General features: G+C 52.0%; 13 protein-coding genes. All 13 read right to left on the bottom strand.

Features of this window, described 5'->3' with window-relative positions; all coding sequences use genetic code 11:
• Positions 1-118: 118 nt before the first annotated feature.
• The 13 genes from B5X72_RS15725 to B5X72_RS15665 all read right to left on the bottom strand — a co-directional run bounded on the left by B5X72_RS15725 (position 119) and on the right by B5X72_RS15665 (position 24,042).
• Positions 119-739 carry a hypothetical protein gene (locus B5X72_RS15725; RefSeq protein WP_079717879.1) on the bottom strand — a complete coding sequence of 207 codons (621 nt, stop codon included), beginning with the start codon at positions 737-739 and terminating at the stop codon, positions 119-121.
• Between the two features lie 145 nt (positions 740-884).
• Positions 885-2,108 carry a hypothetical protein gene (locus tag B5X72_RS15720; protein ID WP_079717878.1) on the bottom strand — a complete coding sequence of 408 codons (1,224 nt, stop codon included), beginning with the start codon at positions 2,106-2,108 and terminating at the stop codon, positions 885-887.
• Positions 2,109-2,168: 60 nt separating this feature from the next.
• The gene (locus B5X72_RS15715) at positions 2,169-3,530 is read right to left on the bottom strand and encodes an Nramp family divalent metal transporter (protein WP_079717877.1); all 1,362 of its coding nucleotides are present in this window, start codon (positions 3,528-3,530) and stop codon (positions 2,169-2,171) included.
• An 81-nt stretch (positions 3,531-3,611) separates the two neighbouring features.
• Positions 3,612-6,071 (bottom strand): FtsX-like permease family protein, encoded by a 2,460-nt coding sequence (locus B5X72_RS15710; protein WP_079717876.1) that lies wholly within the window; start codon positions 6,069-6,071, stop codon positions 3,612-3,614.
• A gap of 49 nt (positions 6,072-6,120) precedes the next feature.
• Positions 6,121-8,508, bottom strand: a complete 2,388-nt coding sequence (locus B5X72_RS15705) for an ABC transporter permease (protein ID WP_079717875.1) — start codon at positions 8,506-8,508, stop codon at positions 6,121-6,123.
• Positions 8,509-8,551: 43 nt separating this feature from the next.
• Positions 8,552-8,911 (bottom strand): ABC transporter permease, encoded by a 360-nt coding sequence (locus tag B5X72_RS15700; protein WP_079717874.1) that lies wholly within the window; start codon positions 8,909-8,911, stop codon positions 8,552-8,554.
• A gap of 266 nt (positions 8,912-9,177) precedes the next feature.
• Positions 9,178-11,571, bottom strand: coding sequence for an ABC transporter permease (locus tag B5X72_RS15695; RefSeq protein ID WP_079717873.1), 2,394 nt, complete (start codon positions 11,569-11,571; stop codon positions 9,178-9,180).
• A gap of 100 nt (positions 11,572-11,671) precedes the next feature.
• On the bottom strand, positions 11,672-14,092 hold the full coding sequence (locus B5X72_RS15690; protein ID WP_079717872.1) for an ABC transporter permease: 2,421 nt from the start codon (positions 14,090-14,092) through the stop codon (positions 11,672-11,674).
• 207 nt (positions 14,093-14,299) lie between these two features.
• Positions 14,300-16,684: an ABC transporter permease gene (locus B5X72_RS15685; RefSeq protein ID WP_079717871.1), complete on the bottom strand. Its 2,385-nt coding sequence runs from the start codon at positions 16,682-16,684 to the stop codon at positions 14,300-14,302.
• 380 nt (positions 16,685-17,064) lie between these two features.
• Positions 17,065-19,500, bottom strand: coding sequence for an ABC transporter permease (locus B5X72_RS15680; protein WP_079717870.1), 2,436 nt, complete (start codon positions 19,498-19,500; stop codon positions 17,065-17,067).
• Positions 19,501-19,813: 313 nt separating this feature from the next.
• Positions 19,814-22,246 carry an ABC transporter permease gene (locus tag B5X72_RS15675; protein ID WP_079717869.1) on the bottom strand — a complete coding sequence of 811 codons (2,433 nt, stop codon included), beginning with the start codon at positions 22,244-22,246 and terminating at the stop codon, positions 19,814-19,816.
• A 302-nt stretch (positions 22,247-22,548) separates the two neighbouring features.
• Positions 22,549-23,547 carry an alpha/beta hydrolase gene (locus B5X72_RS15670; protein ID WP_079717868.1) on the bottom strand — a complete coding sequence of 333 codons (999 nt, stop codon included), beginning with the start codon at positions 23,545-23,547 and terminating at the stop codon, positions 22,549-22,551.
• A gap of 78 nt (positions 23,548-23,625) precedes the next feature.
• Positions 23,626-24,042, bottom strand: a complete 417-nt coding sequence (locus B5X72_RS15665; RefSeq protein ID WP_079717984.1) for an OsmC family protein — start codon at positions 24,040-24,042, stop codon at positions 23,626-23,628.
• Between the last annotated feature and the right edge of the window lies 1 nt (position 24,043).

Here is a 24,043-nt window from a genome sequence, read left to right as displayed (position 1 = left end):
TAAATAGATGTTGAACTGGACAAACAGCTAACCGAATTACATAGCAAATGCAGTGGAATATCTGATTGATACCTCTGCGGCAATCAAACCTCAAAGGGACTTTTCCTGAGGCGGCCGCCTAATCAATCGCCGTAATTGACCGGATGGAGATACCGGTGAAGCAATCATCCATGCAGCCATTTGGCCAGAAGCCTGCTGAGGAAATCAAACCATCGTTTTTCGCTTCGAAAGATACCGAAGCATCGGCACGTTTTTTCAGCCACTCGGTCCGCGCCATGTGGTATACCTCGTCGAGCGTCTGGATGCCGCTCGCCGGTGTCCGTTCGTGCGTACCCAGCTCAGACTCAGTTTCCGTCCACTGCAGCGCCTGATGGAATGGCTGGCCTTCCCGTTCAACGAAATCGTCCGCGGATAGGCCCAACTGGGTCAGAAGTTCCTCCACGGGCATGGTCGCCCAGCCACCCTCCGGCATACGCACATCATTGAAAACGGTGTAGTGGAAATCCCGCTGTACCACCCGGCCTTGCCTGACGGTAATGGAGGTAAGCCACGACGAGCCCGCCCATGTGCCGCCGGATACCTCGTAGCGGTATGTGTTGCCCGATGCGGTCTTGAAGGCTAACCATGCCTCATAGCTCCGTTCGAAACGGTTTTCGTGTTCGATTTGGCCCTTCTCGCATGAAGCACATAGGAAAAGGCCGACAATGATGGTCAGGAAGATAGCTGTTCTCTTGGTCATTTGGTATGCGTTTGTTTGATATACCTATAAACGCAGTGCGGCACGCGTTTGCTACAGCAGCCTTGCTTTTTTGCCGCGATGCGTTGCTGCTGAAAAATCAGCTAACCGGCGTTAGGGCCTGGCCGAGTTGATATTCCCGGCCGGCTTACCAATTTGGCGGGTAGTCATTTATCCAATGGAAGCCGCGATTGATAAGCGAGTAATCATTTTTTTGCTTCCGCAGACTTTTAATGTAAATGTCCCGGCCTTCGAAACGTCCCGTAAACGTGGCGGAATCCTGTTGGAAGCTATATACCAACCCTCCCGCGTGTTTGCCGTTCCTGTATAGGGAGATGGTTTTCGTCAGAGTGTCGGTTTTCATTTGCAAGTATTTCCGGTTGCCGGCATTGTCCAGGTAGTTGAAGTGGTGGTTTGACGAAATGAGTATTTTGCTCCAGCCCAGCGTGTCCGTTTCCGGCCGGTGCTGCAGGATGGAGTCACCATCCAGCACAAAGGTGTCAATGAGGTAAGCCCCCTCATGGGGCACCCGCTCTTTTTTTAGCGTATACCACATTTGCACACAACTCAGTACAATGCTGCCGCAGATAAAAGCATACTTGATGACCCGCGTGGTGACCAATTTCCAGCGCTTCTGGGGTCTGTAAAGCGCATAGGGGAGACGGGTTGGTCTATGAAACACAAAAAAGTCGATAAGCGGCTTCAAGTCGTAAGACAAGATGAATAAACACAGGAAGATGATGTGCGACGAAAAAATCTTGACCGGCACATCATAGAAGAAGTTCAAAAACGCTACATTCAGCATCACGATCATGCTGAAAAGCGCGCCCAATGTTTTGGTCCGCCGCCAGAACAAGAGCACGCCTCCTGTCAACTCCAGGAGGCCGGAAACAACCGTGTAAGACCTGGAGACGCCCATAAATGTCCACACGAGCCCCATGGGCGACATGTCGCCTACTTTCTGTTCAAGCCTAAAATATCCCGGCGAAGCAAATTGCCCCTCGAATACTTTGGCAAAGCCATAAACCACCATGGTGTACGCAACGAAATACCGCACAATCACTATCGTAAACTGGTAGAGTTCATCGAAATTGTCCTTGCGCCGCTTGATCGCCGACACAGCCATAGCGATGATCAACGAGAAAATGACGCAGCATATGATGACCACATAATCGTACAGCGTATCGCCACTGCCCGTACGGTGTATTTTTTCGACTTTTTCCAGCCCCAGTATGGCCATCCCGAACCATTCGATGAATCGCTCGAAAAAGCCGAACGAAAAAGAAAATTGGGAGGTGGCTATGAAGAGAAAGACGTAGTTCACTAACCAAAGTTGGGTGATTTTTGATAGGAGTGGTCGGCGCTTGGTCATGTATTTCCGATTTTATTTACTAAAATAAAAAAATACACGAACATACGGCTGGTTTGGCTGCTAAAAGAAGTCAACCACCTGGATGATGGCAAGCGCACTGTAAAAGAGTCCGGCGCATAGGAGGATACCGGATGACAGTGCACTGGGCTGGCAGATTTTAGGAAGCAGCTTTTTGTTGAGGTAAAAGGTGAAAAAGACAATGACCGGAATCTGTATCGCGGAGATGATTCCGGCAAGCGAGAGGATTTTTACCGGGTCGCGTTCAATGATGTAAATCAGCAAAGGTATCACCATGCCGACGGTGACAATGAAAAATTTACTGACGTTATTACGGTTGGAAAGGTAGTTGTTCGGCCGTTGGAAAAGCAAACGGGCTGCATCGGAAAACATCCTTCCACCACCATCCTGATTGGCAAGAATGCTGCTGCCCAGCGCTATGGCAACGCAGACCAAAAAGGCCCAATAGCCTGCCGGGCCCCAGACGCCTTCGAGCGACTGCGTAAGTTTTTCAACGACATCCGCCCCTTCGGGAAGGTCATCCTCGCTGGCGAGCAATTCGGCACCCAATATCATGAAAGCGACGTTTACCAAGGTGCCCAACAGGATCCCGGTTCCGCTGGTGAGGCCAAGCGATCGCATCCATAGCGTTACTTTCGCCAATTTTTCCCGGTCATCATCCACGTCTTCGTTGACCTCGACCGTCTCTGAGCGGTCGTTGGGCGTGCCCCCGAATTCTTTGTCCCCTACCCAATAAGAATACCATAAGATGCCCGAGGCTCCGGCTAAAAAGAATCCCACCCACGGCATGACGAAGGTCATTTCAAAATCGTCCGGGATCGAGGGGCCCAATCCGGCTGCCAAGTCGCCGGGCGATGACAATACGCGGATGGCGGTGACTGCTGAAATGACTATCAGCAGGGCTGCGAGGATTATCGCTCCCTTTTCTACCGCCGAGTATGAGCCGCTTAATACCAATAGACCGCAGCCGATGATAAAAATAAGCGCATAAACCATGATATCCGTTTCCCATATCATGGCTAATACGCTCCCCAGCAGCGCAGCCGCTCCGGCGACAACCAAAGGCACCAAGGCCAGCTGCGGCACGTTCATCAACCAGATTCCCCATTTGTTCCCCCTGGGGAGATCTTGCAGCCCATTCGTAATGCTTCTGCCGCTCACCACGGTAAACCGCCCGACTTCCCGGATGATGAAGAAGAGCGCTACAGCAACCAGGATAGACATCCAGAGCAATGAATATTCGTACCGTGCGGCGATGCGCGGTGTAAAAAGGATTTGTCCGGTGCCGATGGACGAAACCATCCAGATGATTCCCGGCCCGAGCATTTTGGCCTTTCCTTTGCCCGTCGGCGGGTCGTGCACGTCGTTGCGAAGTATGTTCTGCTGAGCGTATTGTCCTTTCATGTACAGGAAAGGATAACAGCACTGCCGCGTAAAGGTTTTGCTTTAGTGGCATCAGGAGGATAGCCGTCGAAACGTCATGCCTCACTCATCCCGCAGCGAATCCACCGGGTTGGCCAGGGCCGCCCGGATGGCCTGTCCGCTTACCGTGAGCAGGGCAATGACCACGGCCGCCAAGCCCGCCGCCGCAAACATCCACCATTCCATCTCGATTCGGTAAGCGAAATCCTCCAGCCACGTATTCATGGCCCACCACGCGATGGGGGAGGCTACCAGTAACGCGACGCCTACCAACTTTACGTAGTCTATTGAAAACAGACGGACAATGCTCATCACCGAAGCGCCCAGCACCTTGCGGACGCCAATTTCCTTGACGCGTTGCTCGGTGGCGTGCACCACGAGGCCAAATACGCCCAGGGTTGCCAAAAACAGGGTGAGTGCGCTGAAGAAGGTAAATAACTGCCCTTGTTTCGCTTCCTTTTCATATTGCTTGGCGACCAGGTCGTCCAGCCAGTCCGGTTGCAGCGGCGGTCGGTTTGGGTAAATAGCTTTCCAAACTTTGCTGATGCTTTGCATGGCGTCCCGTTCGCGTCCCTGTTGCACGTTGATCAACAAAGCTGCCTGCCGGAGGTTATCTTCAGCGACAATGACCGTTGGCGTGATCGGTTCGTGCAGGGATATGCTGTGGAAATCTGCGATAATGCCCACCGGTGTGATGCCTAATGTTGTGTTGGGACGTCCCATATCGGCTTCGGTTATGCCAAATAATTTTGCCGTGCTGGCCGTGATCAGTGATTTAGCCATCAGCGCATATTGCTGTCGTTCCGCTTCGGATTCACCTTCGCTTAGCATGTCCAGTGTAAAACCGGAGCCCTCCTCACGATGGTCAAACAGCCGCCCATTTTTAAGCTGGAATTCCAATACGCGGGGTAAATCGGCATCACCGGTGATGAAACTGACTTCAACCCGCTCGTCCGGCCGTTCAGGATGGGCGAGGCGTTTTTTCATGTTGCCCGAACCTTGCGTGGGTATCCAGCCAACGAGGGCTACCTGCTCCACACCGGGTACTTGAGCAAGGGCTTGTTTAAGCGCCCCTCCTTTGCCATCTGTCGAAAACCATTGGGTGGCCACGGTGTTAGCGGGGCTGTACCCCAGATCTTTCTGCTCCATGTAGCGTACCTGTTTCCATACGGTAACCATGCCCACGAGCACCAGCAGTGCAATGCTGAATTGCACAACGACGAGTGTTTTCCGCACGCCGGAAGTATTGGTTATGGATTTGTTTCCCAGCTTGCTGCGCAGTGCGTTGCTGACTTTGGAGCCTGACATTACCCATGCCGGATAGCTGCCGGTAATCACAGTGACGATGAGTATCGCGGCGACCAATAGCAGCAGCAGCGTTACGTTACGCAAGAAACCAACCGTAAGCTCATGGCCGATAAATCGTTCCAATAATGGATACGATAGTGCGTACAGCCCGCAAGCCAGCAGCGTCGATAGGGAGAAGAACAGCAGTGATTCAACGAGAAACTGCGCGACAAGCTGGCGGCGCGCTGCGCCCAACACTTTTCGTACCCCTGTTTCGCGGAGCCGCCGGATGGCGCGGGCCGTACTCAGGTTGACGAAATTAATGCATGCGATAGCCAGCAATAACGCTGCTACGATAGAAAAAATATAAATGTTGCTGAAGCTGCCTTTGACGCGCTGGAAGGCGAAATCAGAATGCAGGTAGCTGTCCTTGATGGATTGGAATTCATAAACCGGAATCCGCTTCCTGGTGCTTGCCGACGCGTCGGTGAGGAAGTCGCGATACCAGCGGTTGGCTTTCTCAGCAAATGCCGCCATGTCCGTATGCGGTTTCATGAGAAGGATCTGTTCATCGTAAAAGCCCCAGCCTTCGCGGCTGAGTTCGTGGCTGGTGGGCTTGGTGATGCGGAGGCCATCCGCCCGGAGGTAAGAGTTGTTTGGCAAGTTGGCGATGACTCCCGTAATGAGGTAGGGGGTAGCCTCGTCACTATACGTGCTCAGGCTGTAGATGGTCTTTCCTACGGGATCTTCGTCGGGGAAATAGCTGTCCCTGAAGTGCTCGGAGATGACGAGATTGCCTACGCCGGCAACGTATTGCTGTGGATTTCCGGCTAACACCTGGAAGTCAAGCATGTTCCAGACGTTGGTGTCAGCCCGTATGACGTCTATGGAGAAGGTCTCGTCCCCTGCCTTGTCCTTGCGGAGCAGGAGCGTTCCCGACGGGCTCACGGAGGCTGCACCCACCACTTCGGGGAAGTTGTTCTTTAGCTCATTGCCAAGATTAGCATAGGCCGAGGCATTTCTGCCTTCCATGCCCGAGGCGGTATCTACAGTGATGATGCGGTATAACTCATTCTTGTTCGTCCAGAATTTGTCATAGGAAAGGTCATCCAGCACGACGGTTCCCACCAACATACAGGCGCATAGCCCGATGGTGAGCCCCAAAACGTTGATGGTGGCGTAGATCCGGTCTTTGACCATCGTGCGCCAAGCGGTTTTAAGATAGGTTTTTATCATTTTTTAGTAGTTAGGTACATCCTGCTTAGTAGCTTATCCGTCCGCAGGATCACTCATCCCGCAGCGACTCCACCGGATTGGCCACGGCCGCCCGTATCGCTTGCCAGCTTACCGTGAGTAGCGCAATGACTACGGCCACCAAGCCCGCGGCCGCAAACATCCACCATTCCATCTCGATGCGGTAGGCGAAATCTTCCAGCCAATTATTCATCGCCCACCACGCGATGGGCGAAGCAATGACCACGGCTATCAGCACGAGTTTGACAAAGTCTTTTGACAGTAGACCCACAATGCCTGACACCGATGCACCCAGCACCTTGCGGATGCCGATCTCTTTATGCCGCCGTTCGGCACTGAACAGTGCCAAGCCATATAGGCCAAGGCACGATACGAAGATAGCCAGCAGTGAAAAACCGGAGATCAACGTTGCGGCCTTGAAGTCCTCCCGGTATACCTGTTCAAACTCCTCGCTTACAAAATGGTAGTCAAAGGGTTGGTTGGGCAAGTGTCGTTTGAAGACCGTTTCGGCCGCGGCGATAGCGTCGGCCTGCCGCCCCGGAGCGCTCTTTACCGCAAAAGCATTGGCATAGAACGGGTTGTTTCCGAATACGGCGGGACCGATTTTTTCGCGGGCGCTCATGTAGTGGAAATCCGCCACCACGCCGATCACTGTCCCCGTATCGTTGTCCAGTGAAAAACGCTGTCCGATAATCGGTTCCCTGATACCCAACTGGCGTACAGCGGTTTCATTAAGCACGAAGTTGCGCGCATCTTCCGGACTGTCCGGAAGGAACCATCTTCCCGCTTTTAGCGACAATTGGTAAAACTTGTCCAATGTCGATCCTATTTGGAAAAATGTGATGTCGTATACTCGGTTTTCATCCCGGCCATCCCAGTCAAAGCCACTCCAAGTGTTGCGCATGTTCACGATGTCATTCCCCGAACTGATGGCCGCGTCCGCGATGCTGCTGTGGCTAAGCAGTTCCTGACGGATGTTTTCGAAGAGGCTCCATTTTTCGGACGGCCCCATATTGCCTCCTCTTTGGAAGAGGAAGGAAAAGACCTGCGTTTTGTCGTAGTGGTCATACTGCTTGTCGATAAATCGCATTTGCTGGTAGATCACCAGTGTGCTCACCATCAGTGCTATAGCGATGGAAAACTGCGCAACAACCAGTGCCTTGCGCAAGGCGTTCCCCTTCAGCGAGCCCAAACTATTCCCCCGTAGGGTCGCCAGGGGCCTGAATGCTGACAGCATCAATGCCGGATAGATGCTCGCCATTGACAGCGTGGCCAGTAAGGTGCCGCCATACAGCATCCACAGCAACGGGTCGAGGATGGACAGAACGAATTGCAATCCGGTGATTCGATTGAAAAAAGGCAGAAGCGCCCAGGTCATCACCAGCGCAGCAAACAGCGCGAGGCCTCCAACCAATAAGGTTTCAGCCACGAACTGCATAAACAGATGCCACCGCCCGGCCCCAACGATTTTCTTGATGCCAACCTCCCTGGCACGGATGGTGGCTTGGGCAGTGGTGAGGTTCACATAGTTGATACTTGCCACCATCAAGAGCACGATGCCCAGCAAAAGCAATATGTTGGTCATCTGTCGGTTGCCTTGCTGTAGCTCTATGCGGCCTGTCCCGTCCTCAAAGTGCATGTCTTTCAGTGGGAGCAAGCTCAATGCATATCGCTCCGCCCATGTTCCCGGTGCCATCGCCGTTACCTTGCGCGCCAAATTTTCGGGGGGTACCTTCGCAGATAGTTTCACAAAGGTGCAATAGATGTTGCCATCACGACGGTGTTCCAGATCCCATGCACGCCAATGCCTATCGGTGTGCCGTGCCGCCACAGGCATGTACAGGTCATAGCGGAAGCTGGAATTAGTGGGCGCATCCTTTACCACGCCCTGTACGGTGTAGGGCACGTCATTGACCAGCAAGGTCTGGCCGACCGCTGCTTCCGTTGTGCCCAAATACTTGCGCGCCGCCGATGCTGTAAGAATAAGGCTATGCGGTTGCGCATTGAATGAGGCAGCACTACCAGCCAGGAAATCGTACTGAAAAAAGCCAAACCAATGTGCATCTACATAAACGGCGGCATTTTCTTTGAAAAGTTCGTCTCCGCGGGCGATGTTGGGCCATACAAACGGGCGGAAGCGGGTGTACGCTTCGACTTCGTCCAGCTGTCCGAGGACCTCATCGCCCCAGATATAAGGAGTGAGCGCATCGTTAGTCCGGTGTTTCTTGTCGTGAGCCGTCAACCGGTAAATGCACCCGGCATCCGCGTGATAGCGGTCATAGCTGTATTCGTTGCTCACCCACATAAAAATGAAAAACGCCGCAGTCATTCCCACAGACAAACCCAGTAAGTGGATGAGGCTGTTTGTGCGTTGACGTAGGATATTTCGCCAAGCGATTTTAAAATAGTTCTTTATCATTTTTTAGCCATTAGCTATACCGCGGCGCATGGCCACTCACCACTCATTCATCCCTCAACGATTCCACCGGGTTGGCCCGTGCCGCACGGATGGCCCGGAAACCGACCACGGCAAGCATGCTGTATAGTGTGAATAGGCCCGTCAACGCAAACAAATGCAGCGGCACATCAATCCGGTAGGCGAAATTATCCAGCCACTTGTGCATCAGCCACCACGCAGCCGGAAACGCCAGCACGGCCGCTATCAGCACCAGCGTCGTGAATGAAGCAGAAAGCAGCCCAACAATCGAGCTGACCGAAGCGCCCAATACCTTCCGGATACCGATCTCTTTGACCCTGCGCTCATTGCCAGTCCGACAATATTGGTGGCGGAATAGCGCTTGTTTTTCCAAAGATTTCGCCACGCAGTTTTAAAATAGTTCTTTATCATTTTTTTCTTTCGCTTTGTACCTTACTGCCGAAAAACACTTCACTGACATTACTCGTTCCAAACTCCTCCTTCCATCCCCGCTGTTTTTGCCCGTTGCAGCAAGGGCCTGGGAGAGTTAGTGGAAGCGCCACTGATCCCGTCGTTCCCTTTCCCTCTACGGTTTTAGCCCGTTGCAGCCAGGGCCTGGGGGAGTTAGCGAAGCGCCACGGATCCAGTCGTGGCTGCAATGTGCTTAAAACACTATTCATCCCTCAGACTATCCACCGGATTCGAGGTTGCAGCCTGCACCGCCTGCCAGCTAATCGTAAACAAGGCAATGCCCACAGCCAGTATCCCTGCGATGCCAAACATCCACCAGGCGATGTCGATCCGATAGGCAAAATCCTCCAGCCAATTGTTCATTGCCCACCACGCGATGGGCGAAGCAATGATCACGGCTATCAATACCAGCTTGACGAAGTCCTTGGACAGCAGTGCCACGATGCCCGACACCGATGCACCCAGTACCTTGCGGATGCCGATCTCCTTCCGCTTCTGTTGCACGGTATAGGCAGAAAGCCCAAACAGCCCCAAGCAGGCCAATAAAATCGTAATGAGGGCAAACGTTTGGAAAACCTTGCCAATACGCAGTTCGCTTGCGTAAAGATTGGTGTATGCCTCATCCATAAACTGATAGCTAAATGGCCGGTGTGGAGCAAGCTCGCGCCACTTGGCTTCCAAAAACGAAAGGGTACCTGCCAGGTTGTTGCCCGTGGTCTTAATGATCAGCGTATTGGACCAGCCGCCGGGAAACAACACCAACGGTTCAATGGGTGTATGCAACGAAGCAAAATGGAAATCCCGTACCACGCCCTTTACTTCCCCCGGTCGGGACGGATCGAGGAAAAGCCGCTTACCGATGGCTTCTTCTGCCGACCAGCCCATTTGCCGGGCGGCCGATTCATTGAGGATGTAATGGAAATAACTTTTGGAATCATCCTTCGGAGCGGCGTCTTTTATATCCTGCATGGTAAGGTCTTCCCCGGCTATCAGCTCCAGGCCGGTGGCCCGTATGTATTCCTCGTCAATTGGGTTGGCCGTTACGGCGACGGCCTGCTCAGGCGTCATGTTGCCGCTGTACATGGAATAACCTCCGCGAATGTTGACCGGTGTTTCGTAAGCAAACGAAGTGGCCAGCACATTGGGATGCTGTTTGAGCTCGGCCTTGACCAACTCCATTTTCTCCAGTATTTTCTGGTCAGCGCGCAGGATGACCACATGCTCGCGGTCATAGCCAAGTTTTTTCTGTTGAATATACTGCAGCTGTCCCTGCATGATGAGGGTGGCAATAATCAGGAATACCGAAATCACAAACTGGAAGACAATCAACGACTGCTTGAGCCACACACCTGAGCCGGTACGGTGGAATGCACCCTTCAGCACCCGGATGGATTGGAAGCCGGAAAGCACGAATGCCGGATAGCTTCCCGCCAAGAGCGAAATACAAAGTACCATGGCCACCATGCTCGCTATGATCGCAGGCTGGAACAATGCGGTAAACGCGAGGCTTCTGCCGGCAAGCGCATTGAATGCCGGCAAAGCCAATCCTACGACGCCGATGCTCAGCAGCAATGCCAGGGTTGTCAGTAAGGCAGACTCTCCGATAAATTGGCCGAACAGCTGGTGTCGGTAAGCTCCGGCTACTTTACGTATACCGACCTCCTTCGCCCGTTCCAGCGAACGTGCTGTGCTCAGGTTGATGTAGGTAAAGCAGGCAATCAATAAAATAAGCAATACGACACCGCCAGCGATATACAAGTACATGATGTTGCTAGTGGGTTCAAAACCATCATGTGGCGAGTAGAGATGGACGCGCGTATAGGGCTCCAGTTCGAAATTGAGGGAAACGCTTGTCTCGCTGGCCATCTCCTGTTTCATAAATGCACTGATCTTCTGCTGAAGCGGGACGAAGGACGATGGATCGTTCAGGAGCAGGTAAGTGGTATAATTGGCATTCCAATACGTTTCCTCCTGCGCCGGGCCAAGGCTGGAAAAGGAGGCCAGAAAGTCAAACTTAATCTGCGAATTAGAAGGGCAATCTTCGGCCACGCCCGAGACCAGGTAATCCATTTGGCTGGGGCCCACCTGAATAGTCTTTCCCACAGGATCCGCGTCTTTAAAATAGCGCTTGGCCGTAGCGGCTGAAAGCACCACCTTGTTCGGTGCATTCAAAACATCTTCGGGCGTCCCTTCCTTGAGCGGGAAGGACGAAAACACGGAAAAAAAGGTGGAATCGGCAAAAAGAAAGCGGGTTTCATTGTATAAATCATCGCTGACCTTGACCAGCGCGTTGCCGCCGGACATCCGGACACCGCTTTCCACTTCCGGAAATTGCCGTTTAAAGGCCGGTAACACCTTCGTACTGGTATAATTCCCCTTGCGTGGCTCGGTGTCGCCGATGCGGTATTCCATAATGACGCGGGCTATGCGGTCGCCATTCTCCTGAAATTTGTCGTAGCTCAACTCATGCTGGATGTAGAGCACCATGAGCAGGCAGCAGCTCATTCCTGTGATCAGCCCTACGAGATTGATGGTGGTGGCGCTTTTGTTTTTCCAAAGGTTGCGCCAAGCGATTTTGATGTAATTCTTTATCATTTTTAGCGGTCTGTTATCGTTAAAAATAGTTAATTTTTATCCTTCATCCTTGTCCCTTCTTCCTTGTTTTTGCTTGCTGCAGCCAGCGAAGCACTCGCTATCACTCGTCACGCAGCGACTCCACCGGATTGGCCACCGCCGCCCGTATCGCTTGCCAGCTTACCGTGAGCAGCGCAATCGCCACCGCTGCCAGCCCGGCCACCGCAAACATCCACCACTGGATATCGATGCGGTAGGCAAAATCTTCCAGCCATTTGTTCATCGCCCACCAGGCGATGGGGGAGGCGATGGCAATAGCGATAAACACCAGCTTGACAAAATCTTTCGATAGCAGGCCAACGATACCCGTTACGGTAGCTCCCAGCACCTTGCGGATACCGATTTCCTTGGTGCGCTGGAAGGCGGTAAGCGTAGCGAGGCCGAACAGGCCAAGGCAGCTGACAAGGACGGTGACGCCTGTGGCCAGTCTGACGAGTTTAGCCATCCGGTATTCGGACTCATACAGCCCCTTTATCCGTTCATCGTTGAATCGGTAGTCAAAAGGTGCATTGGGGTAGATGGTTTTCCATTCCTGTTCCATTACGGCGAAAGCCTTTTTCCATTGGGAGCGGTCAGCCGGAAGCTTTATATGGAACGTCTGGAGGTTACTTCTCCGGTTGGAGGTGACCAAGGCGATGGGTTCGATTTGTACATGGAGGTCCTTTTGGTGGAAATCGGCGATCACTCCCACGATGGGGTATTGTTTATTCTGCAGGGTTAGGATCTGGCCGATGGCAGCCTGCGGGGTTTTAAAACCGAATGCCTTGCGGGCGGCGTCATTGATGACGATATCCCGGAGCGTATCGGTCTGCTGGATGTTGGTGCCTGCCAGCAGTTCCATTTGATAAAGACCGAGGTAATCTGCATCGATGTACTTGCGGGGCATGTTCACCCGCACTTCACCCGTGTCGGCCGTATAACGAAGGTCTGTCCCAAAATGGTTGTTATTCAGCGGTTCATGGCCCAGGGCAATGCCCGCTATTTCGGGGCGTTGGGTAAGCGTTCGTTTATAAATGAACGGGTCGATATCCGCACCCTGATCCGAGCGATAGGGCATCGGGATATTTACCACGGCGTCGTGCGTGAAACCGAGATCTTTATCCAGTGTGTAATTGAGTTGCTGCCCGATGATGAGCGCGCTGACGATAAATGCCTGTGCGATGACAAACTGAAAGACAATGAGTGCTTTCCTGAAGTTAAGTCGCGCGCCGACGATCATCTTTTCTCCCTGCCCTTTCAGCACTTTTACGGTTTGTACTTTCGTGATGAGCCAGGCAGGGTAAAGGCCGGCTGCAAGGGTGATGGCGGCAAGCAGCGTGAGCAGGAATAGCGCTAATCCGGTGTGGTTCTTGAAATCCCCCAGGCCTTCCGGAATAAATTCAGGAAAGACAGCCATGAACAAACTGGTGAGCGGGATGGCCAACAGCAGGGCAACAACGGCGATAGCGGATGTTTCTACAAGGAAATTGCCAATAAGTGCGCGCGGTGTGCCGCCGAGCGTCTTGCGGATGCCGATTTCCCGGGCGCGCTGCGGCATCTGAGCCGTGCTCAGGTTGACGTAATTGATGCAGGCCAGCACCAATAGGAAGAAACTGATCCCCATCAACCCATAAAGCGTGTTCATGCTGGCCGACCGGGAGCCTGTGGCATACTCGGCAGCAAAGTGCTTCTCGGTGAGCGGGACGGCATCAAACCACGCCTCAAACCCATACTCCCTTTGTGCTTCCCCTGCAAATTCCAGCCGTGTTTCCGTGGCGAAATCCACAATCGGACGAATGGATCCTCCTTGAACCACCTTGACGAAGACGATGTGGTCGGAGTTTGACCCTATCCAATTATCAGACGTCCATTCGGTGGCGGGTACCGCGATAAACTCCTTTTCCTCAAAACTGCTTGGGTAGTCCAGATCGGCTATCACGCCCGTTATCGTGCGCACTACGGTATCGTACATCAGCGTTTTGCCGATGATGTTTTCAGGCTTTAGGCCGGGAAAATATTCCGTGGCGCGCGATTCGGTGAGGACCACCTTATCCGGCGCATCGAGGGCGGTCAGCTTGCTGCCCGCCAGCCAGCGGTGCGGTACCAGATCGAAATAGCTGGATTGTGTGGCCACGACTTGTGGGCCTTCCACTTTTTTCTCCAGTAAGCCTTCCATAGCCGGTACGGTAAGCGTTTCGATGTATTGATTGTATATCGGTACCACCAACTCAACGCCCGAAATCCCTTCGGTTAACGTTGGAGCCAAAGGCAGCGGAACGCCGCCGAAGCCACTTTCTTGCCCATCCGCCTTGAAGCGCCCCACGATTTGATAGACACGCTCCGCATCGGGATGCGCTTTATCAAAGCTCAATTCGTAATCCACCATGCGGTACACAATCCAGCATGCGCTGATGCCGATGGCGAGGCCCAACACATTCAATACCGTGAAGAGGCGATTGCGCCAAAGGTGGCGGAGGGTGGTTTTAAGGTAATTTTTTATCATTTTTCCCTTTCGCTTTATGCAATAGGCTTTAGGCCTTACAGCCTATTGAAGACAAATTATTTATTCTCCATACCGCAAACAGTTATTGCGCCAAACTTATACCGGTTTGATTATAAGTTGGTTGTGCCGAAGTCAGCCTTGGTGGGTGTTCGATATCGAACACCTATTGTCCAGTTGCGGACAGCGGCACCTCTTACCCACCACTCATCATTCGCTCCTCAAGCTTGCTACCGGATTGGCCACAGCGGCCCGAATCGATCGGTATGCTACGGTCAGCGCTGCAATGGCCAACGTGATGCCGATGGCGGTAAAAAAGATACCCGGCCCGACGGTTACCCGGTAGGAGAAGTCCGCTAAATACCTATCCATACCCAACCAAGCTATCGGCGCGGCTATAACGAAAGCAATCACCAACAGCTTGGCAAACTCACGGCCGAAGAGCCAGAGAATCTGCGGCACTGTGGCACCCAGTACTTTCCGGACACCGATTTCTTTGGTTTTATGCAACGCCATGAATGCTATTAATCCATATAATCCGAGGCAACCGATTAAGATAGCCACAAGGGCGAAACCTTGGATGAGGTTGAGCATGATGTTGTCCAGTTCGTAAAATTCGGCAATGGATTCGTCGAGAAACCCATAAGAATATACATAGTCAGAGTACGTTTCTTTCCACAGCCGTTCAAATGCAGCCATGGAAGATGCCAGCTGCTGCCCGTGGAGTTTAATGGAACAATTGAAATAGTTGGTCGTTGACGGCATGATGCATATCGCGTCTTTCTCGCTGTGGAGCGAATAATTATGGAAATCCTTCACTACTCCCACGATCGTACCTTGGTTTTCATCGCCATTGATGGAGATGCGTTTGCCGATAACTTGCTCGGCCGAGGCGAGGTTGAGGTTTTTAACAAAGGTCTCGTTGACCAGAAACTCCTTAATGGTGTCGGACGGAAAGAAATTCCGGCCGGCTACCAGTGGGATGTTGAACGTGGATAGGTACCTGTCGTCGGCAAATTTCATATTGATGCTCCACCGTTCGGTGTCTGGCCGGTTGTCGTAGCGGATATCGGTGGAGTTGTTGGAGCCGGAAGCCGGAGGCTGAAAATTGAGCGATACATGTTTCACACCGTTGATAGCTGAAAGCCGATGCTGCAATGTCTTCATCTTCGCCGCATTTCCGGCGTCGGGTATGGGTAGGTTTACGATGGCCTCCTTATCAAATCCCAAATCGGTTTCCCGCGTGTAGCGGATTTGGCTGGCGATGATGAGTGTGCCGATAATCAGTACCTGGGAGATAGCAAATTGCCCGATGACCAGCACCCGCCGTAACGAGAATCCACCGATTTCGCGCTGGGTAATTTTGCTGCGCAAGGCCTGTACAGGTCTGAAGCCTGCCAAAACAAATCCCGGATAGGAGCCCGACAGGAAGACCACGAATACAGCAATAGTTGCCAGGAACAGCGGCAACTGCCAATTGCTGAACAGGCGCAATTGTACTTCGGTGCCAAGCAATCCATTGACGCCGGGCAGGATGGCAAGCGCCAAACCGTAAGCAAAGGCCAGCGCGATCAGCGTGATGATAGCCGTTTCGGCGATAAACTGCCAGAAAAGCTGCTTGCGGTTGCTTCCCAATACCTTGCGCACGCCGATTTCCTTGGCGCGGTTGATAGCCTGGGCAGTGGCTAAATTGGTAAAGTTGATGGCCGCGGTCACGATGAGGAACAAGCCGATGATAAGCAATGCCCATAGGTAGTTTTTATTGACATAACCATCGAAATCTGGATTGAAATGAATGTCGCTTAAGGGTTGTAACTTAAATTGCCAGATGTCTTTATCCCGGCCCTCATAAATGCGGTGTGAAAGCCCGGTCAACGCTTTGGTGACCTGTTCTGCGGTTACGCCATCTTTTAATCGGGTATAGCATTTGGAACCTGAATAGACACCCAGCCAATTGGTGTCCATACCATCACTGAGCAACTCATGGTACGATGCAAAGATTTCCTGATTGAGGTCCGTATTGACCGGGAAATCCCGAAGGACACCTTTCACCACATAGTCGGTCCGGTTGTTGATTCGTAGTGTTTTGCCTATGGGATCGGCCTCGTCAAAATATTTTTTTGCTATTCGATCGGTGAGAACAATCTCGTTGGGCTGCCGGAGGATTGTGCTGCTGTCGCCGCGCAACAACGGGAAGTTAAAGATGGCAAAAAATTCCGGCTCGGTATAGGCGACGCCGGTTTCTTCAACGAACCGTTTTTCATCACCTGCCTCCGGCACGGCAACCATCACGCGGCGGTAATCGACCTTCCGTGCGGTGTATTCGGAGAAGCTGAAATCCTCGCGGTAGGCTTTACCCAATGGCCGCGGCACCCCAGCCGAGCGGTTTATACCATCGTCATGCCATTCCGTGACCAGGCGGAAAATGCGATCCGGCTGCGAATGAAAGTTGTCGAAACTGAAATGGTAGCTTATCATCACGAAAATAAGCAGGGCACTGGCGATGCCCAACGAAAGACCAAGCACATTGATTGATGCGTAGGACTTATTGCGCTTAATGTTGCGCCAAGCGATTTTAAAATGGTTCTTTATCATTTTTTCAGTGTTCTGTTATTGGTCGTTATTACCGATCAATCTTTATAAATGTACGTACCTCTTTATCCTTGTTCCTTTATCTCATCGCTGTCTACTGTCGTCACTCACCCCCACAACTTCCTTTCATCGCCGCTGTTTTATGCCGTTGCAGCGAGTATCTGCGAGACGTCAGCGGAGCCTGCCGGATCCCTTCCTCCGCCTCCACGGTTTTATGCCCGTTGCAGCCAGGGCCTAGGAGACGTCAGCGGAGCCTGCCGGATCCCTTCCTCCGCCTCCACGGTTTTATGCCCATTGCAGCCAGGGCCTAGGAGACGTCAGCGGAGCGCCACGGATCCAGTCATGGCTGCAATGGGCATAAAAACACCACTCACCACTCACCATCACTCGTCGCGCAGCGAATCAACCGGGTTTGCTACTGCCGCCCGTATGGCTTGCCCACTTACAGTAAGCAGGGCGAAAATGATGGCAGCCAACCCTGCTCCGGCGAACATCCACCACTGGAGGTCGATATGGTAAGCGAAATTCTCCAGCCAATTATTCATGGCCCACCATGCAATTGGTGATGCGATGACGATGGCAATCAATACGAGTTTTACGACATCTCCGGATAGAAGACGCACAATGCCCGTTACCGTTGCACCTAACACCTTGCGGATGCCGATTTCCTTCGTCCGTACGTTGACTGTATACGTTGCCAGCCCCAGCAAGCCCAAGCAACTGATGAGTATGGAAAGCGACATCGCCCAGCCCAATAAACCTGCCGTGGCCTGTTCCCGCTCGTAAAACTGCGCAACCATATCATCAACGAATTGGTAGTTAAAGTCCTCGCCAGGGTAAGCTTGCCTGTAAGCCTTGTGGATTTGGGTCAGGGCTTCATGCCACGACTGGCCATCGCCGTTGGGTTTGAGTCTGACATGGAAAGTCGAACCGCTGTTTTTTTCAAACAGCAGCGGACCGATCATTGCCCGGGTGGATTGATGATGAAAATCTTTCATCACACCCACGATAGGTACCGGCTGTCCATTCCAGTTCAAGGATACACCCAACGCGGCTTCGGGGTGTTGGAAGCCGATCGTTTTTACAAACTGCTCGTTAACGAGCAGCTCCCTGGTGGAATCGCCGGGCAGTACATTACGGCCAGCAACCAGTTCAATCCGGTAAACATCGAGGTAATTTTCGTCGCCCCATCGAATCTGTGTGGTGGGCTTTAGCTCCTCTTTCCCGTTGTGGTAGGAAACGTTGGTAAACGACATCCCTTGATCGGCAGGCGCAAAAAAACCGGTACTCACCAGCTCAACGCCCGGGATGGATTGGATGGTGTGCAATAATGTGGTCCGTTTTTGCTCCTGCTCCCTCGGCGTGTCGAATTTGATCACGGCTTCCTTGTCGAATCCCATATCGGCCTGCAATGAATAATCGATTTGTTTGGTCACAACGACCGTGGCGAGGATAAAAAATTGAGCGACCACAAATTGAGATACGGTCAATATTCGGCGTATGGTGGCTTGCCGGGATTGCCCTGTTCGGGAAGATACCGGGTTTCTTAAGATTGCCGTAGGCCGATAGCGGGAAAGTATCAGCGCCGGATAGCATCCTGACAGGACTCCCACGACTAAAACGAGCAGGGCAAGAAGCGCCAGATATCCCGGTTGCATCATAAAACCAGCATTTAACCCCGGAGGGACGAAGGCAGCAAACAAGCGGAGGATAAGCGGCACCAGCAGGATCGAGAATAAGGTGGAGATGACGGTTACCAGCACCGTCTCACCAAGAAATTGATAGATTAGCTGTGTTTTGGAACTGCCTAGTGTTTTACGGATACCGATTTCTTTGGCACGTTGCGAGGCTTGTGCGGTGGTCAGGTTGATGAAATTGATGCTCCCTAATAACAACAAGAAGGCCGCGGCGGTCATCAGCCCATATAAGGTGGATTTTTCGGCGATGCGCCCGCCGATATTTGGATAGCGAGGATTGAAGTGGACATCACGCAAGGGCTGGAGGGTAAGCGTGATGTCTCTTCCCGATACCGTATTATGGCTCCGATACAACGTGTTTAATTGCTTTTGGATAGCTATCGCCGTATGGCCTTCCTCCAGCTTGATGTACAGCTGTGAATACGCCATCCAGTCGTCCCACACTGCCATCATAAAGTTATCTTTTAATGGGGACGCCTCGATGGTCGCGACGGCAATAAATTCCTTGCCGGTGAAATCCGTGGGTTGGTCCAAATCACGGACAATACCGGATACGGTCACGGCCAGGTCGTTATACGTAAGCTGTCTGCCGATGGCTTCAGCGGGTGGCAATGTTGGAAAATAAAGGCGTGCGCGGCTTTCTGTCAAGACGACGGTATATGGCTGCCCGATGGCAGCTGAATGTTCACCGGCGATCCAATTGTAATCGAGCAACCGAAAGTAGTCGTTGTTGGTGAAAACAATCTGTTGCTGTTTTTTAAACTCCCCGGGCTTATCAGTTATGTCCTCGTCTACGCGTACATAGGCAGTCGCATCCCCTTGAAACTGGAATACAGGAACAGTTTGCTCGACGCCGGTGAGCTCGGTCGATATCGCGCTTCCCAAGGGTGCAGGCACGCCTACACTATGTCCTTCCACGCCATTGAAGTTGGCGTCGATCACCACGCGGTAAATCCGTTCCTTATCCGGCAGGAACATATCGAAGCTGAATTCATAATAAACGATCAAGGAAATCACCAATGCCGCACTGATACCGATGGACAGCCCCAGCATGGTCAATAGCGAAAAGAATTTGTTGCGCCAAAGCTGGCGAAATGCGGTTTTGAAATAGTTCTTTATCATACTTTGAGTATTCTGTGATCGGTGGTCTGGCGTTACTGCTGATTAACCTACACAATGTACGTACCTCTTTATCCTTGTTTCTTTATCTTATCGCTATCTACTGCCGTCACTCGCCACCCATACCTTCCTTTCATCTCCGCTGTTTTATGCCGTTGCAGCGAGTACCTGGGAGACGTCAGCGGAGCCTGTCGGATCCCTTCCTCAGCCTCCACGGTTTTATGCCCGTTGCAGCCAGGGCCTAGGAGACGTTAGCAGAGCGCCACGGATCCAGCCATGGCTGCAATGGGCATAAAACACCACTCACCACTCACCATCACTCGTCCCGCAACGAATCCACCGGATTGGTCAGTGCAGCCCTTATCGCCTGTCCGCTTACGGTGAGTAAGGCGATGAGCACCGCCACCAACCCAGCCGCAGCAAACATCCACCATTTGATTTCAATGCGGTAGGCAAAATCTTCCAGCCAATGGCTCATCGCCCACCACGCCACCGGAATAGCCAGGATGATGGCGATTCCAACCAATTTCAGAAAATCGAAGGAAAGCAAACGGATTAATCCTGTCACAGAAGCCCCCAGTACCTTGCGGATGCCGATTTCCTTGGTGCGTTGTTCAGCCATAAATGCTGCGAGGCCAAATAAACCCAGGCAGGCAATAACGATGGCCATCCCTGCAAAAGCCAGGCTCAACTGGCCTACACGGCGTTCAGCCCGGTACATGTTGTCAAACGCGTCGTCCAGAAACTGGTAGGAGAAAGGAAACCCTGGCGCCATCTTATTCCAGGTGTCTTCCATCCGGCTGAGCAGCGTGGGAAGGTTGGCGGTCTCAACTTTGAATGCCGCTTGCGCAGGGTGATTAGCCAAGAAAAAGCCAAGTGGCGTCACGGGGTCGCGTAGCGATTCGAAATTAAAATCTTTCACCACGCCGATGATATCGTATGATTGTACATCACCGCCGAACGTGAAGTATATTTTCTTGCCGATGGCGTCATTGCCGTAGCCGAAATGTTTAGCTGCGGTTTCATTTAAGATGACAGCAGCAGAATCAGCAGGCCGGGCCGCAGAAAAGTTGCGTCCGGATACCAGCTCCAAACCGAATGTAGGCAGATACTGATCATCTACACGCCAGGTTTGCATCGAAACCGAATTGGTAGCCGACATTACGGATTCGCTCGAAAACGAGTTGTCACTTCGGCTCGAACTGGAGACAGGTAGGTAGCCGCTGATGGTAGCCGCCTTGACACCCGGTAATTTTAAGATTTCTTCACGGAACGCTTTGGCTTGATTTCCAAGCACGTTGAAATCACCGATTACGACCATATTTTCACGGTCATAGCCCAGTTTTTTATGCTGGATATACCGTAGCTGTGCCGTGACGATCAATGTACCGACAATCAGCACAATGGATGTGGCAAACTGAAAAACCACCAAGCCGCTCCTTAATGGGCTTTTTCCGGATGAAACAATCGCACGGGATTTTAGTGCCCCGAGCGGATTGAACCGAGAGAGGTAGGCCGCAGGATAGTAGCCTGCCAATATCCCGACGAATAATGCTAACAGGATAATCAAAGGCAATGTCTTGATGGTCAAAAAATCGCTCGCCCTGAATGCTTTGCCCGATAATTCATTAAATAGGGGAGTAACCAGTATGACGATGCCTACCGCAATCAGCGTAGCCCCAAATGCCAGCAATAAGGATTCGGCTAAAAATTGCCCGGCTACACCGGCTCTTGACGACCCCAATATTTTGCGGACGCCCACATCCTTCGCTCGGTTGGCTGACCTGGCGGTGGACAAATTCATGAAGTTTATGCAGGCGATCAGCAGGATAAAAGCAGAGACCGCGCCGAAAATATACACATATTGCATACTACCGTTGGGACTGAGCTCTCCCATGAGATTCGAATGGAGATGAATATCAGTAATCGGTGTCACATCATAATAGAATACATTCCCCTGTTTCCTGAATTCTTCCATGCTGGATAACTCCATGAACTGTTTTGCCGCGGGAAGGCAATATTTCTGAACATAATGCGCCAAGTGCTCCTCCAAGACCGGGCGATCGGCCGCACTTCTCAACAACAAGTACGTAGTAAAATTATGCGAGAGAAAAGCTCCCCAGTCCCCGTATTCGGCATTTTCCATTGAAAACAGGAAATCATAGTTAAAATGACTGTTTCTCGGCATGTCTTCGATGACGCCGGTCACTTGGTATACCGTGTTTCCAGCATCATCGGTTTCCAAGGTTTTACCGACGACATCGACGGCGTTGAAGTAGCGTTTTGCCGCCGACCGGGTTAAGACTACGCTATTGGGAGCATCCAGTGCATGGGCGAGGTCTCCTTGCAATGCTTGATAGGAAAATAAACGGAAAAATGTAGAGTCGACATGTGCTACACGGGCCTCGTTGATCCAACGGTCGCCTTTCTTCATAAGTTTTGATCCCGATGAGTTGTAGAGCCGAGCAAAGGCTTCCACTTCTGGATATTCGTCGTGAAGAACTGGCCCCATCATGTCGCTTGTACGAGCCATTTCAAGCTTGCTCTCCCCGATTTTGATGTGCGTATTGGCCCGCACGATGCGATCCGCATGAGCATGGAAGCGGTCATAACTCAACTCGTCCAGTACATATCCGGCGATCAGCATAAATCCGGTTAAGCCGAGAGCGAGTCCGATAACGTTCAACGTAGTGAACATCCGGTTCTTTCTCAGGTTTCGCCAGGCGGTTTTGAAATAGTTCTTAATCATACTTTTGTATCATGTATTTACCTTTTTTATTTTTGTTTTCACCCCTTATTGACCGCCCCACGCAGGGGCAGGTACCCGGTGTGTTAGTCCCTCGCAAGAAAACGTAGACATATTTTGCGCCAAAAATATAAATTTCTGTATGTCAGTATTTTATTGGGATTGTTGCTGTCAAGGTGTCCGATATCGGACACCTGCTGTTCAATAGCGGACAGGTGATGAGCAATAAAAAAGTTGCCCTATCTTTTAGCGCAACTTTAGACGATTAGACCGGTTACTGCCGAAGACGGATTGGTGGCATCATTTTACGGCTTCAGCGTAGCCTTAATAAAGGCTGCAGCTTGCAGGATAGCCGTCTGTACCGCAGGTATATCGGCAATGGGGTTGAGCAAGCCGTAATCGTGAATCAATCCGCCGTAGCGCGTCAATGTCACCGGTACGCCGGCTTCGTTTAACCTTCTGGCATAGGCTTCACCCTCGTCACGCAGGACATCGTTTTCAGCCGTCTGTATCAGTGCCGGGGGTAGTCCGCGCAGCTCTTCCAACGTGGCTTGCAGGGGGGAGGCATAGATTTCGGTACGTTTGGCCGTGTCGGGGAGGTAGTTATCCCAAAACCATTTCATCATGTTTCTGGTGAGGAACCGGCCTTCGGCATACCGGTGGTATGATTCGTTTTCAAAGTCGGCATCGGTCACCGGCCAGAGCAGCACCTGAAGTTTGATTTGTGGTCCATGTTGCTTTTTAGCCATCAGCGCCATGACGGCACTCATATTGCCGCCCACACTGTTGCCCACTACAGCGAGGTTTTTTCCGTCGACGCCGATTTCGCCTCCGTGGTCCGCCACCCATTGCAATACGGCATAGATTTCATTGATGGCCGTGGGATATTTGGCTTCAGGAGATGGTGAATAGTCAGGAAATACGGCTACCGCTCCACTATGGACCACCAGGTCGCGCACCAGCCGTCGGTGCGTAGGATAGTCGCCCAGTACCCAGCCGCCGCCGTGGATGAAAATGAAGACAGGAGCATTTTCCTTTGCACCATGGGGTTTGGCGATATGGATCGTTACCTCATGGCCGTTTTGAGAAATGGGGCGTTCGGATTCTTCGATGCCCGAATAATCAACCGTTACGGATTGCTGTGCGTCGGCCAATACCTGGCGAGCATCTTCAGGGCTGAGTTGTTCAATAGGTTTCCCGTCGCCTGAATTGAGTTCATTCAAGAATGATCGGACTTCCGTAAAAATCTGTGGATCTTGTTCGCCTTTGTAAGGTCTTTCTTGCGCTGTTGCTATTGTGCTCATGGCTAAAAAATTAATGAACAGTGATGTTAAATAAACGTGGAGTGTTTCACGTTGTTTGCGTTAAAATGGCGGAATAGCCTATGACGCAACCAACTGTGCCTGGAGAATGATTTGAAAGCTGAATGCCTGACTCACCGGACAGGTTTTTTCGGCATTTCTGGCAATTTCCTGAAATGCGGCTTCGCTGATTTTTGGGACATGGGCTTTCAGCTCCAGCAGCGATTGCGTGATTTTACCGTTGTCCAGCGTTACAGTAGCTGACGTGACCAGTTCTTCGGGAGGATAGCCGGCCTGTGTGAGATCCAGGCTGAGTTTCATGGTAAAACATCCGGCATGGGCCGCAGCCAGCAGCTCTTCGGGATTCGTGCCGACGCCATCGGCAAACCGACTGTTGAAGGAATAGGGCGTGCGGTTCAGCACGGTACTGGCGGATGTCAGGTGTCCGTTTCCTTCTTTGATAGTGCCGTTCCAAACGGCTTGTGCTTTGCGTTTCATA

Source organism: Parapedobacter luteus, from assembly GCF_900168055.1.
GTDB classification, from domain to species: domain Bacteria; phylum Bacteroidota; class Bacteroidia; order Sphingobacteriales; family Sphingobacteriaceae; genus Parapedobacter; species Parapedobacter luteus.
Note: the sequence above shows the minus strand (reverse complement) of the source record. Positions and strands in the feature narration are given on the sequence as shown.